Annotated in this window: 17 protein-coding genes; all 17 read left to right on the top strand. The window is 73.1% G+C overall.

What is annotated here, in order from left to right; all coding sequences use genetic code 11:
• Positions 1–262: 262 nt before the first annotated feature.
• Complete coding sequence (locus DER29_RS08335; protein ID WP_121399094.1) at positions 263–1,153, top strand: replication-relaxation family protein; 891 nt, start codon at positions 263–265, stop codon at positions 1,151–1,153.
• Between the two features lie 447 nt (positions 1,154–1,600).
• Positions 1,601–2,410, top strand: a complete 810-nt coding sequence (locus tag DER29_RS08340; RefSeq protein ID WP_199729180.1) for a hypothetical protein — start codon at positions 1,601–1,603, stop codon at positions 2,408–2,410.
• Positions 2,411–2,817: 407 nt separating this feature from the next.
• Positions 2,818–3,663 (top strand): hypothetical protein, encoded by an 846-nt coding sequence (locus DER29_RS08345; RefSeq protein WP_121396820.1) that lies wholly within the window; start codon positions 2,818–2,820, stop codon positions 3,661–3,663.
• Positions 3,660–3,977, top strand: coding sequence for a hypothetical protein (locus DER29_RS08350; RefSeq protein ID WP_121396821.1), 318 nt, complete (start codon positions 3,660–3,662; stop codon positions 3,975–3,977). The genes DER29_RS08345 and DER29_RS08350 overlap by 4 nt, the downstream gene beginning before the upstream one ends.
• Positions 3,978–4,235: 258 nt before the next feature.
• Positions 4,236–5,390 carry an FAD-dependent monooxygenase gene (locus DER29_RS08355; protein ID WP_121396822.1) on the top strand — a complete coding sequence of 385 codons (1,155 nt, stop codon included), beginning with the start codon at positions 4,236–4,238 and terminating at the stop codon, positions 5,388–5,390.
• A 32-nt stretch (positions 5,391–5,422) separates the two neighbouring features.
• Complete coding sequence (locus DER29_RS08360) at positions 5,423–5,773, top strand: Lsr2 family protein (RefSeq protein WP_121396823.1); 351 nt, start codon at positions 5,423–5,425, stop codon at positions 5,771–5,773.
• Positions 5,774–5,951: 178 nt separating this feature from the next.
• Entirely contained in the window at positions 5,952–6,935 is a 984-nt protein-coding gene (locus DER29_RS08365) for a MarR family transcriptional regulator (RefSeq protein ID WP_121396824.1), read from the top strand.
• A gap of 94 nt (positions 6,936–7,029) precedes the next feature.
• A complete protein-coding gene (locus DER29_RS08370) occupies positions 7,030–7,677 on the top strand; it encodes a GGDEF domain-containing protein (protein ID WP_121396825.1) in 648 nt (215 codons plus the stop codon).
• A 995-nt stretch (positions 7,678–8,672) separates the two neighbouring features.
• A complete protein-coding gene (locus tag DER29_RS08375) occupies positions 8,673–9,752 on the top strand; it encodes a M23 family metallopeptidase (RefSeq protein ID WP_121396826.1) in 1,080 nt (359 codons plus the stop codon).
• A gap of 98 nt (positions 9,753–9,850) precedes the next feature.
• Positions 9,851–10,510, top strand: coding sequence for a hypothetical protein (locus DER29_RS08380; protein ID WP_121396827.1), 660 nt, complete (start codon positions 9,851–9,853; stop codon positions 10,508–10,510).
• 76 nt (positions 10,511–10,586) lie between these two features.
• Positions 10,587–11,789: a DUF4314 domain-containing protein gene (locus DER29_RS08385; protein ID WP_121396828.1), complete on the top strand. Its 1,203-nt coding sequence runs from the start codon at positions 10,587–10,589 to the stop codon at positions 11,787–11,789.
• 353 nt (positions 11,790–12,142) lie between these two features.
• Entirely contained in the window at positions 12,143–13,309 is a 1,167-nt protein-coding gene (locus tag DER29_RS08390) for an AAA family ATPase (RefSeq protein WP_121396829.1), read from the top strand.
• Positions 13,310–13,340: 31 nt separating this feature from the next.
• Positions 13,341–14,978, top strand: a complete 1,638-nt coding sequence (locus DER29_RS36060) for a VWA domain-containing protein (protein ID WP_121396830.1) — start codon at positions 13,341–13,343, stop codon at positions 14,976–14,978.
• A gap of 292 nt (positions 14,979–15,270) precedes the next feature.
• Positions 15,271–15,882: a hypothetical protein gene (locus tag DER29_RS08400; RefSeq protein ID WP_121396831.1), complete on the top strand. Its 612-nt coding sequence runs from the start codon at positions 15,271–15,273 to the stop codon at positions 15,880–15,882.
• Positions 15,879–16,415, top strand: coding sequence for a hypothetical protein (locus tag DER29_RS08405; protein ID WP_121396832.1), 537 nt, complete (start codon positions 15,879–15,881; stop codon positions 16,413–16,415). Before DER29_RS08400 ends, DER29_RS08405 begins: the two co-directional genes overlap by 4 nt.
• A 107-nt stretch (positions 16,416–16,522) precedes the next feature.
• Positions 16,523–16,891, top strand: a complete 369-nt coding sequence (locus DER29_RS08410; RefSeq protein WP_121396833.1) for a hypothetical protein — start codon at positions 16,523–16,525, stop codon at positions 16,889–16,891.
• A gap of 16 nt (positions 16,892–16,907) precedes the next feature.
• Positions 16,908–17,360 (top strand): DUF4262 domain-containing protein, encoded by a 453-nt coding sequence (locus DER29_RS08415; RefSeq protein ID WP_121396834.1) that lies wholly within the window; start codon positions 16,908–16,910, stop codon positions 17,358–17,360.
• The last annotated feature ends 111 nt before the right edge of the window (positions 17,361–17,471 follow it).

Consider the following 17,471-nt stretch of genomic DNA (forward strand, 5'->3'; position numbering starts at 1 on the left):
GAGTCGCCCGCGTCCCGGTCGTCCCTTCCGTGAGGGCTTCACCAGCCCTTCACCACCGATCACCACGCGGCACTGACAGATCCGGCCGTACGGGTCTGTCAGTGCCGCTCACCGGCGGTCACCAGCTCGCGGTGACCACCCCACCGAACTCAGACACCCTCCCTTCGGAGGGACTCCTCTTCCGCCTGGAGCATCCACCGTGCCCGCCAGCAACTCCGCGTCCCGCTCGTCCTCCGCCTCTTCTGCTTCCCGTCCGTCTCGTCTGGCTCGTCTTGACCGGCTTCGTCGGCTTACCGTCCGGGACCACCAGCTGCTGCGGTGGCTCGCCGAGCACTACGTGCTGTCCACCGACCAGGTCGCGACGGCCCTGTTCCCCTCGCTTCGCGCAGCCCGGCTGCGCCTCGCCCGGTTACACCAGATGGAGGCGGTCAGCCGGTTCGTCGACGTCACCACCGGCAGCGGCCAGCACCTCTACACCCTCGGCCCTCTCGGCGCCGTGGTCCACCCCACCCAGTTCAACGACCCGAACCAGGCCGGCGCCCGCGCCCCCCGGACCAGCATCGACCGCACCGAACGCATCATCGGCAGCCGCCGCCTGGCCCACCTGCTCGGCACCAACCAGCTGTTCATCGACCTCATCGGCCACGCCCGCACCCACGGGCACACCCGGCTGGCGCGCTGGTGGTCCGAACAGCACACCACCGCCGCCTTCGCCGCCGCCTCCTACGCCGCCGGCAGCGGAACCGGTGTCCAGCCCGACGGGCACGGCATCTGGCACGCCGACGGGCGCACCGTCGGGTTCTTCCTCGAACACGACAACGGCACCGAACCCCTCGCCACCGTGCTGCGCAAGCTACGCGGCTACGAGCAGCTCGCCACCTACGGGCCGCGCTACCCGGTGCTGCTGCACGTCCCCGGCCGCCGCCGCGAACACCACCTCCTCGACGCCCTCGCCGGAGTACCCACCGCCATGCCCGTCGCCACCGGCCTCCACGGCGAACACCCCGCCGGACCCACCTGGACCCTCACCACCGACCCTGGTCATCGCCACAGGCTGCACGAACTGCCCTCCGACCACGGCCCGGACAACCCGCTCACCAACCCGCACCGCTTCCCCGACACCGAACCCGGCGGCACCGACCCGCAGCCCTGACATCCACCCCCACCGCGCGCGGAGGCAGGTTGCCCACCGCTCGTGGGCGACTGTGAGACCGACAAGATCTCACAGTCCCGCAGCCCCTCACCCGCGGAGCCGGACAGTCGTCTGACAGTGCAGGCCAACCGCACTACTGACGATCATGACGGTGGCCGGCGCTGACAGATCCGGCCGCTACCTTCATCGGCACCACCCTCACCCACATATCGCTCCACCCGGTCCGGTCCCACCTCGGGAACCATCGCCGCACCCCACGGTGCCTCCGCCCACCCGCCTTCCCGGCCGGTCGGCGCCCGCGCCGCGCGGCGACCCCCAGGTCGCACCGCACCACCAGCACCACCCCCTGCACCCGCCCCCTGTTCGCTTCGCGAGCCGACCCATGCACCCGGTGGGCCGGCCACTTCCGCGCGCCCACAGCGCGCACGACCGAAGGAGGAACCCCAGATGACCGCAACCAACGGTGCCGCGACTCCCCTGAGCCGCTACGGCACCCGCGTACCGACGGTGACGACCCGCAAGGGCCGCACGACCGCCCCCACTGCCACCGGCAGCACCACGGCCGCCACCACCCCGGTGGTCACGCCGACCGCGACGATCAACATCATGATCGTCTGCCTGCCCGACGGCCTACCGTCGCAGGCCCTCACCGCCACCCAGCTCGACCGGCACTTCGGTGTGTCCGGCACCCTGCAGCCCCGCTTCTGGGCCACCCCGGGCATGTGGCTGTGGCAGCGCGGCCACCTCGTCGCGCCCCGCAAGGGACGCCCGGTGTACTGCGCCGGTGGGCCGGTCAAGCTGCTCGACCTCGCCGCCATGCGCCACGCCGCCGGGGTCGGTGCCGGCATCCGACACCAACTGTGGCAGCAGGTCGTGCACGGCACCCGGCCGGCCACCCCGTGGTCGGCCCTGCTGGCCCGTCACCTGGCGGACCCCGCCCGGTATCCGCGCGAGCGGGCCGAGGCGGACTTCCACAACCAGGCCCGTGTCTGCGCCATGCGGATGCACAACGCGGCCAACTACGGCGCCGCCCACCTCAGCGTGGGAGAGCTGGAGATGTTCCAGGCAGGTCCGATGGCCTACCAGCACTACAGCGCCACCACGGCAGTGTGCGGCGACGCCCTGCTCATGCCGGACGGGCACAAGCTCACGCCAGCGAGCGACGCCCTCGCCCACCGGGTGACCTACCTCGAACAGGCAAACCGCTACCTCACCACCCTTGAGGCTGACCAGCGTCTGCTCGCCGTCGCCCTGTAGCAGCACCGAACCGGGAACCGGTCGGGCCGCCACCCGTCCCCTGCCTCCCGGGGATCGGCGGCGGCCGACCGGCTCCACCAACCCCACCCGCGCCGCGCCGGCCCCCGGCAGCAGAAACGAACTCTGCAGCCGGGCCCCTGCCCTGCGACGCACACCCGGCCAAACGAGTGCGGCCACAGCCGCCTCGCCAAGCCCACCGCCACCTGAACCACGCCCGCCCGGAGTGCATCCGACCCGCCTCTGCGGGCCACGCACCGTACCCCTGGGCCGGAGCAGCGTGGCGTGGACCCGCTGCGGCCCGGGCGGCACCGCCCGGCGCCCCGGGCCGGGGCGCCCCGCAAGCTCCGGCCGGCAGAAGCGGCCGACCTTTCCCTCTTCCACGATCACGACCAGGAGATCTCCTCGCCATGTCCGACCGACTGTGGTTCCGCCTCGACGACGTCCTGCCTCTCGCCGAACACGCCGCCGCCACCCACGCGCACCTCAGGACCCGGCAGCAGTGCCGGGCCGGCCTGCCGGACCAGGCCGCACTCATCTGGTCCCACGACACCGACGGCGACTGGTTGTCCTCCAACGGCGTCCCCCGCTGGTACGACGCCGACGGCACCGACCACCGCGTCCTCGCCGAAACCTGGACCCACACCGTCACCGGCGCGACCGGCAACCCGGTCCCCGACGACGACGGGCACGGATTCCTGCCCCTGCACACCGAACACCTCGACGGCCGGCGGAACCTGCTCGACCTGCTCCGCTACGCCCGCCACCACGGGATGCACTGGTTCGGGCTGCACCCGGACCCGGCGAGCGAGGCCACCAACGACCGCTACCGCATCTCCCGCAGCCGTGGTGACATCAGCCCGTCGCCTGCCACCTGGACCCCGGCGACCGTCAACTGCGGGGTGGTCGGCGGCGGCGCCTACCGCGCCATGGTCGCCGCCGGCTACACCACACTTACCCGCGCCGGGGTGCTGTGCCGCTTCCCCCGGTTCGCGGTGCAGCGCATGGCCGCCCACCTCGACGCCCTCTGTCCCGGTGACATGCCCGGCGAGCATCCCCGCCTGCGGTTCGACGGCGACGAGGTCGTCGTCGAGTGGGAGGACGACGACGGCCTGGGCAGCCGCTGGGTCGAGCACGACCGGGTCGCCCCGGACGCCAACCGCTGTTACGCCATCGGCGCCTACCAGTGGCCCTGGGTCCTCGTCGCGTCCGGGGCGACCGCCGCCGCCAGCGACCCGGCGGACCGGTCGCGGTGATCGTCGACGAGGTGTTCCACCAGGGTGGCCACGGCACCTACGAGCTGACCCGGGTGCACCACACCGACGGGTACGTCCTGCGGGTGCGGGTCTGCCGCGACAGCTACGCCACGCAGAGCACGGCGGTCGCCGAGGTTCTCACCCCGCTGTTCACCTGGACGACCATCGCCAGCAGCCCCGGTGGCGGCTGGCACCGCACGACCCCGACCGCTTCACCGGACGCGACGCCGCTGATCCCGGTCGCCGACGAGGTGCTCCAGCGGGCGCGGCGGATCCTTCCCGTGCCGCCGCCGTTCATCACGCCCGGCCGGTAACCCGCCGGGGCCGCGCCCTCCCCCGCTGCCCTGCCCGCCCGGTCGCACCTCGCGCACCAGCGGACGCAGCCCGGCGCCACACCTTCCGAGCCTCCATCCGCCCGCCGCACCACGGCGGCTGATCAGCGCGTCCGCGGCCCACCGCCGCCGACCCGCTCCTACCACTGGCACCACCTGGCCGACGCCCGGCCACCCGCGCACCGCGCATACCCCGGGCACGGCCGTGCCCGGGTTCCCACCCGCAGAAGGGAACCGATCATGACATCCAGCACCATGTCGGCCTCCGGCCGGCAGCCCACCATCGCCGTCGTCGGCGGCAGTATCACCGGCCCCGTCACGGCGCTGCTGTTGCTGCGCGCCGGATTCGACGACATCACCGTCTTCGAGGCCGCGCCCGCGTCCGCACCTCTGGGCGGTGGCCTCATCGGCCTGGAACACCCCGCCCTCGACGTGCTCGACCGCCTCGGCATCCCGCAGCACGAGATCGTCGCCCACGACTCCGAGGCCATCGTCCAGATGAACGTCCGCGACCGTCAGCCGGCCGAAACCATCCGACGCACCTACCCGGGGCGGAACACCACCTGGACGCTGCTGCACCAGGCGCTGACGCGCCGCCTACCCGCCGGCGTCCTGCACTCCGGCATGAAGGTCACCGCCCTGGCCGAGGAGGCCGGCCAGCAGGTGCTGCGGTTCCGCGACGGCCACACCGCGCCCGCCGACCTGGTCGTGTTCGCCGACGGCCGGTCGTCCACCGGCCGCCGGCTGCTGGATCCCGACCGGAGCCTGCGCTACGCCGGCTACGTCGCCCACCGCGGCATCGCCGACATCACCCCCGAGCCCGGCCTGCGGGACTTCCTGCGTCTGCAGCCCTGCCCCGGCGTGCAGTTCAACCTCGCCCCGGTACCCGGCGGCTGCGACTGGACCTTCTACCTCAACTGCACCAGCGCCGAGTACGCGCAGCGGTTCGGCGCCGACCCCATCCGCCGGGTGTTCGCCCTCCCCCGGCACGTCAGCCCCGCCGCCCGTACCCACGTCGACACCCACGCCGACCTGCTCCTCCCGGCCGGCCACGCCGCCGTCGTCCACACCACCACCACCCGCATGGCGGTACCGGTCCTCGACATCACCCCACCGGACCGCATGGTCTGGCCGATCGGAACTGGTCACGCCGTCCTCCTCGGCGACGCTCTCGCCCCCGTGCGCCCCCACACCGCGCGCGGCGCCAACAACGGCATCGAACAGGCCGCCGGCCTCGCCGCCGCCCTCACCCAGCACCGCAAGTACGCCGCCGACCTCACCGCCGCCCTGCACGGCTGGCAACGCCGCCACCTGCCCGCCGCCGTCGCCTCCGTGCATCGCGGGCCCGTCATCGGCCGCCGGCTCGGCCTCGGCACCCACCGACCCGCCCGGTAGCCCACCCCGAGAGGAAAGGAGGTGGCTCCCTCATGGCCACCAGGATCACCGCGATCCTCGTCGACGACCTTGACGGCTCCACCGACGACGTCGTCACCTACCAGTTCGCCTTCAACGGCGCCACCTACGAGATCGACCTGTCCGCCGGCAACTTCGACCGGATGGCCGCGGCATTCGGCCCTTTCATCACGGCGGGGCGGCGCCTGCCGAAACAGCCCCAGGCACCGCGGCGGAAGCGCGGCGCCGCGACCTGCCGCACCCAGAGCCATGAGATCCGCACCTGGTGGTGGACCGCCGACTGGGAAGGACTGAACCTGCCCCGGCCACGAACCGGGGGCGTCATCCCCGCCGCGGTGCGCGACGCGTACCACGCCGCGCACTGACCCGGCTCCCAACGTGCCGCCCGGGCGAGCGATCACCGGGCGGCACACCCGTACGCGTCGCCGCAGTCCCACGTTCCGGGCAGACGACTTGATCAATACCCGGATCGAAGCGTGCATCAGTGCACACGCCTCACTCACCAACACCTGCCGCCGGCAGGAGAAAGGGGGCCACGCGCCCATGACCAGCGCCCCGACCAACACGACCACCGATACGCCCGCAACAGCGCCCAACGTCGCGAAGGTCCTCGCCGCGCTGCACCGGCTCGGCGAGGCCACCGCCGCCGCCATCGCCACCGAAGCCGGCCTCGGCTACTCGACCACCACCCCGAAACTGCGCACCCTGCTGACCGCGGGACTGGCCGAGCCCACCCGAAGCGCCACCGGACCCAGCCTGTGGCGGCTGACCGACACCGGCCGCGCGCACGCCGAACAGGGCGATCACGGCCAGCCCGCAGCGGAGCCCGCCACCCGCGACGCCGGCACGCCCGGCACCGCCGCAGAACCAGGGCGGAGCGGGGACAAACCGCAGGAGAGCCAAGAGGCTGCCGGGCAGGAGCTCGACCAGCGGCCGACCGCCGAGGTTCCCGCCGACGGGCAGCCAAAGGCCACCCGGGAGCCGGCATCGCCGGCTCCCGGTGACGTCGAGGCGGCACCCGACGAAGTCGCTGAAGCCGCGGAAACCGGAGCCGACCATGACGACCACAGCGGCCCCTCGACCGCCGAGCCCGAGGTGCCGGGCGCGACCGGCGGCACGGGGCAGGCCACCGGCACGACTCCCGCAGCGGACGCCGGGCCGGCCGTATCGGACGAGCCTCCCGCCGGCACGGCCACCGACAGCACCACCGGCGACCCGGCCACGGACGAATCACCCGCCACGGCGCCGGCCACGGAGGCGGCGGCCGAGGCGGCACAGGCCTCTACCCGGCGGGCATCGGGTTCCCTGCGCGGCGCGATCCTCGACATCCTCGAGGCCAACCCCGGCCAGCAGTACAAGGTCAGCGAGCTGTGCAGGCTGGTCGACCGGGCCAACGAGGGAACCGGCGCGAAGAAGGCCAGCGCGGGCGCGGTCCACAACGCCGCCGTGAAGCTCGTCGGAACCGGGCGGGCGGTCCTGGCCGCCGAGAAACCCGCCGCGTTCGCCCTCGCCGACACCACCGCCTGAACGACCCCGCCAGCCGGTAGCCCGGGGGCGGGCGTCGAACTTCCCGGAACCACGCCCGCCCCCGGTGCTCCTTACACGACAAGGAGCTCCCGAAGTGTCTCCCATCCTGACCTCGATCGTCACCGCCGTCGGTGGAATCCTCGCCGGTCTCGCCCTCGCCGCTGCGCTGCTGTGGCGCCAGCAGCAGGCGCTGACCCGCGCCCGCTACGCCGCCGAGCACGACGACACCACCGGTCTGCCCAACCGGCGGGCCCTGCTCGCCGCCGTCGGCCGCGCCGCACAGCGCGGCACCCCGTTCGGGCTCGTCCTGCTCGACCTCGACAGCTTCAAAGCCATCAACGACACGCTCGGCCACGAGGCCGGCAACGACGTCCTCACCGAAGTCGGCCGACGCCTGGCCGCACTGCGAGCGCCGGTGCGACTCGCCGCGCGGCTCTCCGGCGACGAGTTCGCCCTGCTGGTCGACGGCAACCGCGACGACGTCGCCGCCGTCGCCCGCGCCGCCTGGCGGGCGGTCGGTCGTGACCCCGTCGACCTCGGCGCGCACGCGCTGGCCGTGCGCGCCAGCGTCGGGCACACCAGCGCCGCCCTCGGCGTCAGCCTCCGCACCCTGCTGCACCAGGCAGACACCGCCATGTACCAGGCCAAACAAACCGGAACCGGGGTACGCGGCGCCACCGCCACCACCGGCCACACCAGGCCACTGCCGGGTACCCGCCCACGGGACCTGCACCGCCGCTGACGCTCACGGACACGCCAGGAGGACCTCGCGCCCGTCGACGTGCGCGAGGTCCTCACCATGCGCCGCTCGGCGGCGACGAGGGCCACTACCGGCGCGGCTTCCCCCGCCACCTGCTCACCACCCTCGGACCACCCGTGTACGCCTCCACCCCGAGCAGCGACCCCGCACCGCCGTGCCGGGCGGGCAACGTCCTACCCGCCCGACACGACTTGACCTTTATCAAGAGATGAGCGTCGATCAGCTCCGGTCGTCGTCCGCCGGACGGACATCAGCATCCCCAGAGGCCCCGACTCGAGTCGGGCGACGACCACGCATGCCCGCGATCCGCCGACCGAAGGGCCACCCGCCATGGCACACCCCGCACACCCCGAGGACCGCAGCCAGCGTCCCAGCGACCGCACCGCAGTACCGGACGACGTCGCCGACAGGCTTCTGTGGGGCGCTCGCGGTCGACGTCGCCGCCGCCCACCGACCCGGATCCGACGGCGCCTGCACGAACCTGCAGTGCCGCGGGCAGCACGGCCCCTGCTGGGCGCTACGCACCGCCCGCCGCGCCGAACAACGCGCCCGCCGCGCCACCACCCTCGCCCCGCCGTCCGCACCGCCCTCCTCGCGCCCGGTCGGCGTCGCGCGCGGACGCGCCTCCGTTCCCGCCGTGCCGCGTCGCTTCACCGGCTGGTTCACCCCCGCCCACCCGCCGACGCCCCTGATGCGGCCCACGCCCGTACCGCACGCGGCGCCGGCGGAGTCCAGGCTCCACCGGCGTCCACCCGTCGCGGCACTGGCCGCCTGAACACGCATCAGCTCATCTGGATCGCCCCCATCAAAGACCCGACGGGCGTCCCTGCTGCACGGCGAGACACCCGGCGTCCTCGCCCGCTGATCCCCGTACTCGTCCGAAGGCCGCGCGACGCCCCTCCACGGGTCCGCGCGGCCTTCGCCGTCTCCGCGCTGCACCGGCCCGCCGCCCGCCTGGCATGAAGGAGTGACCAGTCATGACCACCCGCGTGCTGTCCTGGATCGCCATCGCGGTCGCCGGCGTCCTGCTGTTGTGCTCAGGGTTGGCCACCACCCTGATCTTCGGCGGCGGCGCCGGCACCTGCGGTACGACCGACAGCGTCACGGCCACCGCGTCGTCGGCGCTCGGCGCCGCTCCGGACGGGACCGCTCCGATCGGTGACTGGAGCGCCGAGCAGGTCGGTAACGCCGCCACCATCACCGCCGTCGGCATGCGCCTCGGCGTCCCATCCCGCGGCTGGGTCATCGCCGTGGCCACCGCGATCCAGGAATCCTCCCTGATCAACACCCCGGGTGGGGACCGTGACTCGGTCGGCCTCTTCCAACAGCGACCCTCCCAGGGCTGGGGCACCCCCGAACAGTTGCAGGATCCCCGGTACACGGCGACGAAGTTCTACCAGAGGCTGCAGGCCGTGGACGGCTGGCAGGCGATGCCACTCACCGAGGCCGCCCAGGCCGTGCAGGTCAGCGCCTTTCCCGACGCCTACGCCAAGTGGGAGGGACCGGCCACCCGGTTGGTCACCGCGACCGCCGGCACCGCCGGCCTACCCACCGAAGGCCTGGCCGTGTGCGGGGCCACCGGCCCGTGGACGCAGCCGGTCCTCGCCCCTGTCGGGTCGGGGTTCCGTAGCTCGGACCGACCTAGCCACGACGGCGTCGACCTCAGTGCCCCGCGCGGCACCGTCATCCGCGCGGCGTCCGCCGGGACCGTCCGCACCGTCCGCTGCAACGCCGTCCACGCCGACACCGGCGCCGAATGGGGATGCGACCGCGACGGTGACCCCGTTCTCACGCGCGGCTGCGGCTGGTACGTCGACATCGACCACGCCGGTGGGCTACTCACCCGCTACTGCCACATGGACCAGCCGCCGATGGTGGCGGTCGGGCAGCCGGTCGCTGCCGGTCAGCCCCTCGGCGTCGTCGGCTCGACCGGGCACAGCTCCGGCCCGCACCTGCACTACGAGGTGCACCAGAGCAGCGATGCCAGCCCAAACGGCGCGATCGACCCGGTGCCCTTCATGGCCGCTCAGAACGCGCCGCTCGGCACAAGGCCCTGAGCGATACCGGCGGATCCATGGCCACCCAAGCTCGGCTGCCGTCCCGCCGGGGACGGCCGCTCCAACCCTCATCCACAGATTCCCAAGGAGGAAGGCACGTGAGCACACCCACGCTGATCGGAGTTGCCGAGTTCGGCGCCAGGTACACCGCCCGCCTGATCCAGTTCGGCGAAAGCCCGGAGGTCCTGGTGCCGCTGCTGCGCCGGATCTGGACCGACACGTTCCGCCGCGACACCGACGCCATGGCCGCCGCCCTGCTGGCCCGCGACTGGTGGTCCCTCGCCATCAACCCCAGGCACAGGCGCTGGGACCCGCAGCCGCCCGTGACCGGACTGGGCTACCCGGCCGTCACCGAGGACGACACGATCCGGCAGGGCTCACTGCGGGAGACCCTCGGCGGATCTCTCGAATGGCTGTACCTGCTGCACCTCGACCAGCGGCTGGTGGTGGTGTACGAGGCGACGGTCCACGGCCGCTGGCTGCGGCACAGCGCCCACCACCTCGACCCCTTCGAGGATCTGTTCGTCACCGCGCCCGCTCTTGACGAGGGCGGTGCGGAAATGACGGTGTGCACCGTCTGCGGCGCGGTCGACGAGATCGACCACGTCGAGGTGCCGTCCATAGCCGGCTACGGCCACGACACCGCCACCAGCTGCACCCGCTGCGGCTCCTCGGTCGCCACCGACCCGGTGTTCGGCGGCCACGTCACCCGTAAGCCCTGGCCACCGCACACCCCCACGACTGGCAGCACCCGGTGAACACCGACCACATGCCGCCACCGGCCGCCGATGACGCCGGCCCTTCCACCGACCCCGAGAACCGATCGGAGACCCAATGACCAGCTACGAGGCCGGACAGCGCGTCGCCCTGCTCCACACCACCGACCCGTACACCCTGCTGCGCACCGGCGACACCGGCACCGTCCGCCGCCACAACCAGGGGCACAACATCGTCGAGGTCACCTGGGACGGCGGCTCGACACTGTCGATGTGCCTCGACGACGGTGACCGCATCGCACCGGCCGCCACCCCGCCACCCACCGGCGACCCGGTCGCCGAGGCCGCGGGATGGGCCGCCGCGCTGCGGCGGATGCGCGCCGCCGGCACGGAGGCCGGCCGTACCGCCGCCGAGTGGTGGGCGCAGGACACCATCGGCGCCCGCGCCAGCGGCGGCACCCGCCTGGCCGCGCGCCGGATCCTGGCCGGCCTCGACGAAGTTGATCCCGTCGTCCTCGACGCCCTGCCCCGCTTCTCCTCGGCGGGAGATTCGGTCGACACCGCCGGGTGGGAGCTGTTCGCCGACGCCACCGGCGACGTCTCCGGCTGGTTCGGGCTGGGCATCCAGCAGCGCGACGAGGCGATGGCTGTCTACCGCGACGCCTACGACACTGCCGTCACCGACCGCGTCGCTGAACTGTGTCACCTCGCGGCCAGCCCCACCGGCCGCGACGTGTCCCACCTGCGCCCCGACCGGGTCCGTATCGGCGGCGTCGGCGTGTTCTCCGGCGACTGGGCGCGCACCACCGGGCCCGACGGCGACGACCGGATCGAGGTCGGGTTCGTCGGCACCCTGATCGACCACTGGAACGGATGGGCGGTGTTCTCCTGCACCCGCGAAGTGGCCGAGGCGATCGTCGCCGACCAGCAGCGCCACCGCGACCGGTACCGCCACCGCCTGCGCGAGCAGGGCGTGCCGGCCGACGACCTGGACCGGCGGGTCGACGCGGAACTGGCCGACCTGTCCTTCGACGGCGACGTCATCGTCGCCGACCAGCGCGCCCTGTCCGACGACCCGGAAGCCATCGAACGCATCCCTCCGGACGGTGACCGCCGGTACGTGGTGATGGGCCGCAGCTGGTGCTGGGAGGCCGTCGACCCGTACGCCTGCGACCGGATCGTCGGCGACCTGCCCGAGCCCGACCAGGCACAGGCCGGCCCCCGGCCAGGCCACGCCGCGTCACTGGAAGCCGAGCCGGCTTCGGCGGCGGCATCCGACACCACCACGACAAACGAGAGCAACAGGAGAAGAGCCCGCTGACCACAATCGCGCCGCGCGCATCTCTCCCGGCCCTCGCAGTGCACGCGTAGTCGGCCGGCGCTCCCGCGGTCCCGCACCGCACGCCCATTCGACTTGATCGATTGAGGTGGCGGGGGGGGGTCGCATCGTCGGCGCCGACTCTGCCCACGCGGCCCCGACACCGGCCAGCACCCACCACCGGCGATCCAGCGCGTCGCCGTACCCCTTCAGCACCACCGGGCGTGGTCGCCCACCTGCCCGGCCCGACGCGGGCCGGCAGAGGTTGGCCCCACCCGTCTCCGCTGTGCGGTACCCACCGCCCGCGCACCCGGAGACGGGTGCGCGGGCCCGACCCATGGAATCGAGGAAACCTCATGACCACACCACACCCGCCGGCCGGTCCAACGCAGAACGACCCAGCCACGGCCAGCGGCGCCGGCACTCCCACCACCGAGGCGGGCTCCGGCCGGTCCGGCTACCTCTACCGCAAGGTCGCCCTGCACCTGGCCGACCACCCCGACACCATCCTCAAGGTCGGCGAGATCACCCGGGCCATCGGCGCACCGTCGTCCGGGGCCGTGTTCGAGGCGCTGAAGAAGATGGCCACCGCCGGGCACGCCACCCACCACCGCGACCCGCACCACCGCTTCCAGATCACCCAGGCCGGCATCGACGCCGCCGGCACCCTCCCACCCGCCGCACCCCGCACCCGCTCCAACGGCAGTGCCGGTGGCGGCCGGCAGTCCCGGCCCGCGCCGGTACCACGACCGAACGGGACGCTGTACCACCCGCGGCGGCTCGGCAGGGGCTGGGACGTCGAGGAACTGCGACGGCTCCGCGCCCAGCAGGTGCCCGTGCTGCTGTACGGACCACCCGGCACCGGCAAGACCGCCATGGTCGAGGCCGCGTTCCCCGACCTGCTCACCGTCGCCGGCACCGGCGACACCGTCGTCGACGACTTCCTCGGCTCCTACAACCCGGTCCCCGGCGGCGGCTACGAGTTCGTCCACGGCCCCCTCGTCACCGCGATGCGGGAGGGACGCGTGCTGCTGGTCGACGACGCCACCCTCAGCCCGCCCCGCGTCCTGGCCGTGCTGTACCCGGCCATGGACGGCCGCGGTGTCATCACCATCCCCGCCCACGGCAACGAGACCGTGGAAGCCGTCGACGGGTTCTACATCGTCGCCGGCCACAACCCGGGCGTGCACGGCGCGGTCCTCACCGAGGCCCTGGCCTCCCGGTTCACCGTCCACCTGCACGTCACCACCGACTGGGACCTCGCCCGCCAACTCGGCGTCCCCAAGCAGGTCGTGGCCGCGGCGATCGACCTCAACGCCGACCTCGCCGCCGGCAAGACCGTCTGGGCGCCGCAACTGCGCGAACTGCTCGGCTTCGTCAAGGTCCGCGACCACCTGGGCACGACCGCAGCCCTGGCCAACCTGGCCGGCATCGCCCCCGAGGACGCCCGCGACGACGTCACCGCCGCCCTGTCCCGACACACCGGCACGCCCATCACCGCGCTGGCCCTCGGCAAGCGCTGACCCTTCACCCCTTTCTGGAAGGAGCCACTCCGTGTCACACCCGCACACCCACCTGCGCCCCGGCACACCACCGGCACCGGCTGGCACCGCCGACTGGCGGGCCTGGTCGCAGGCGTGGACCCAGCACGTCCCGCTGCTGACCGGTCGCACCGACCTCACCGTCCTCGTCGCCCCCGGCGCCGCCGGAGACGCCCCCGAATGCTTCTACCCCAACCTCAACCGCATCGAGGTCGACGCCACCTACATCGCCGAGCGCCCCGACGTCACCGACCCGGCCAAGGCCCGACACAAGCGCCTCGTGCCCACCGGCTACGGGCTACTCGTGCACGGCGCCGCGCACGCCGCGCACAGCCGCTGGACCACCCCACCCGGCACCCCGCCGATCCTCGCCGACGTCGCCGCCATGCTGGAGGAATCCCGGGCCGAGGGACGCCAACGCACCCGCCGCCGGGGCGACCGCCGCTGGCTGCGTCACGTCGTGAAGACCCTCCTCGACCCCGACGACGCGGCCGTCGACGACCCGTGGCACGCCGGACAACTCGCCGCCCTGCTGCTGGCCCGCGTCGACGCCCGCATCGTCACCAGCAAGGACGTCCGCCCGGTCCGGGCCGCGGTCACCAGCGTCCTCGGCCGCAAACGCCTGCGGCAACTGCGCGACATCTGGCGCGAGGCCCACACCTGCGACGACACCGACGCCGACACCATGATCACCCTGGCCCGCCGTTGGTGCCAGGTCCTCGGCATCGACCCCGACCAGCAGTACGACACGCCCGTACCGGACGCCGGCCTGTTCCCCGGCCGCCTCGCTGCGGCCCTCGTCGACTACCTCGCCGTCGCCGCCGGTGTCACCCCGACCGAGTACGCCACCGCGCTGCTGGCCCACCGGCACAGCCCACCAGCCCAGTGGGACCGCACCGACCCGACCGAGCACGAACACCGCGCGGCCCGCGACCTGTCCAACCGACTGCGGCAGGCCCGCACCCAGCACCCCGAACCCGGCCGGCGCCCCTCGGCCATCCCACCCGGTCGTCTACGGACCCGGCAGGCCATCACCGCCGAAGCACAAACCGCCGCCGGACAACTCCCGACAGCCGCCCCGTGGCAGCAACGCGCGCAACTGCCTCCGGAGAAACCCCGCCTGCACCTGGCGGTCCTGGTCGACCTGTCCGGGTCGATGCGCCGCTACACCGAGGCCATGTCCTCCGCCGCGTGGATCTTCAGCAACGCGGCACGCCGTGCCGAGGCGACGACCACCACAATCGGGTTCGGCGACCGCACCACCGTCCTGGTGCCTCCACGCACCTACCCCAGGCAGGTGCTGCACATGCGCACCGGCCGCGCCACCGCCACCTTCCCGGAAGCAGTCAAGGTGGCCGACCAGCTCCTCGACCTGCGCCACGGCCGCACCCTGCGGATGCTGGCCGTCGTCTCCGACGGCTACCTCGACGACATCCCCGCCGGGCAACAACTCGTCACCACCCTGCACCGCGCCGGCTGCGCCGTGCTGTGGCTACACCCCGCCGACCCGCCCACCGGCGGCGATCGGGCCGACCCGGACCAGATCTGGGGGCACACCTTCACCCACGCCACCACCCTGACCGTAACCGACCCGACCGGGGCCATCGCGGCGATCGCCGACGCCGCCGTCACCGCCCTCACCCAGGCCTGATGCCCGGCCGGGGCCGGCCCTGAGCCAACGGCCGACCAGTCCCACCCCGCGCCACGGTGCTGCCCGGCCAAGTGGCCGGGCAGCACCGCGCGCCGGGACCCACGACGTACCAGGGCCAGGACTGCGGGGCTGCCACAGGCCGCCCGACTCGCAGATCGCGGAGGGCCGATGCCGAACGGCCCCGCTGCTGCCTCCGCGACTTGACCACCCCGCGCCATCGAAGCGTGCATGCATCGCGTCCCGACCGACCCGGCCCGGACGCGGTACGACGCTGCCCATCAAGGAGTTCCTCATGCGTTACGGCACCGACGACGAATACCCCTTCGACACCGACAACCGCGCCTGGCGGCGCCTCGGCGATGTCACCAGCGAACACTTCGACGCCATCTTCTGGAACCGGGACCTGGACGGACGCCCCGTCCTGCTCACCCTGCGCGACATACCTACCGGGGACACGATCACCCTCGCCGTCCTCGATTCCCTGGAGATCCGCGATCCGCACGCGCTGCTGGCGGTCCACACCAGCGGCGAACTCGGCGCCCACGGCCCCACCAGCGGCGCCGAAGCGGCCCGCTCCCACGCCGCCACGCTCGCGCTCGACAGCACCACGCTCGCCGTGACCAAACCCGTGCCGCTGCACGACCCCGCCGCCACGGCGCTACCCGCAACCGGCTGGGTCGGCCTACCGCCCGACCTCGTCCCGGTCCTGCGGCCAGCCCCCGACGACGCGCGGGCCGTTGTTCTCGTGCTGCTCGACCGTGCCGAAGGCTGGCTCGCCGCCGTCGGCCCGTTCCCCACCCGCGCCGCCGCCGACAGGTGGCAACCCGCGGACGGGCCCGGCCGCGCCGCCGACCGGCTCACCGTGCCGCTGCACCCGGTCACCATCGAGCAGGCCCAGAGGTGACCAGCACCCGACCACTGGCGCAGCCCGCCTCACCCATCGTGGCCATCGACGTCGACGGCGTCCTCAACCCCGCCGACCCGGCCCACGCCGAGACGCTCGGCTACCGACCGCACCGCTACGACGGGCCCGACCCGGACGGCCGGCATGTCACCGGCACCGTCTGGCTGCACCCCGACCACGGACCGTGGCTGCGGGAACTGGCCGAGCACGCCCAACCGGTGTGGTGCACCAGGTGGAACCACCTCGCCGCCGCATGGATCGCGCCACGACTCGGCCTGCTGACCTGGCCGCACATCCCCATCCACGCCGGCGGTGTCCGCTTCGGCCACCAGAGCAAACTCGCCGACCTGTACGCCTGGGCTACGCGACGGCCACTCGCCGTCCTCGACGACGAATTCGGCGGCAAGGACCCCACCGCCGTCGGCCAGCGCACCGCCAGCGGCGCACCCACCCTGCTCCACCCGGTCGACCCGTACGACGGGCTGCGCCGTGCCGACGTCGACACGGTGCTGACCTGGCTGGGTCAGCTCTGACCAGGCCACACCGGCGCCACCCGGCGCCGAGGCATTCCCCTCACCCGGATCCGCCGGGCCCGCATCCACCGATGCGGACTCCGCGCCGCAGTGACAAGGAGTTGGCTATGAACAGCTTGTCCGATCCCGCTGACGAACCAGGTACCGACCGGTCACCCGGACTCAGCGTCGGCGACCCGGAACTGGGCAAGACCCGACGACTCACCCGCGAGTGCGCCACCTGCATTTTCAAGCCCGGTAACCCCATGCACCTCGAACCCGGCCGGCTCAAGCAGATGGTGACCGAGGCGCGCGGCGGCGCCGGCTACATCATCTGCCACTCGACCCTGCCCTACGCCGGTAGTCCGGTCCCGCCCGCGGTCTGCCGTGGCTTCGCCGACCGCTACCGCACCTGGCAACTCGAGGTCATGGAACGGCTCTGGGGCTTCGTCGACGTCGAGCCACCCGACCCGGACTCCGCCCGCACCCCCGAATGATCAGGAGACACCCCTCATGCGTGACATCGACGACTTCCTCCGACGCCAAGAAGAGATCATCGAAGCCACCGGCTGGGCCGTCACCCACGTGCTGCCCACCGACGACGCCACCGTTCCGTTCGCCTACACCGTCGGACTCACCGCCCACGACCACCCCGAACTGATCACCGCCGGACTGCCACAGAAGGTCGCCCACAGCCTCCTCAACGACCTGGCCCGCCGGGCCTACGACAAGGCCGAACGGTTCACCCACGGCCAGCGCATCAGCGACCTCATCACCGGCTACGACGCGATCATCATCGACGGACCACCCACCGACGAACTGCCACCCGCGATGGCGATCAACCGCTACGGCCGCGACCAGATCCTCCTCCAGCAGTTGGTGTGGCCCGACCGGCAGAACCGGTTCCCCTGGGAAGACGGGTACAGCTTCGCCCCGCAGGCACAGCCGCTGATCGCCCAGCTGTAACAGGGCCGCTCGACCGCGGCCCGCCGGGATCCGGGCGCCTCCACAGGCGCCCGGATCCCGGACGCGACCGAACGTGCTGGCCCACCTCGACTGGCATCCTGTCGCCGCCAG

The sequence above is a fragment of the Micromonospora sp. M71_S20 genome (assembly GCF_003664255.1).
In the GTDB taxonomy this organism is placed as follows: domain Bacteria; phylum Actinomycetota; class Actinomycetes; order Mycobacteriales; family Micromonosporaceae; genus Micromonospora.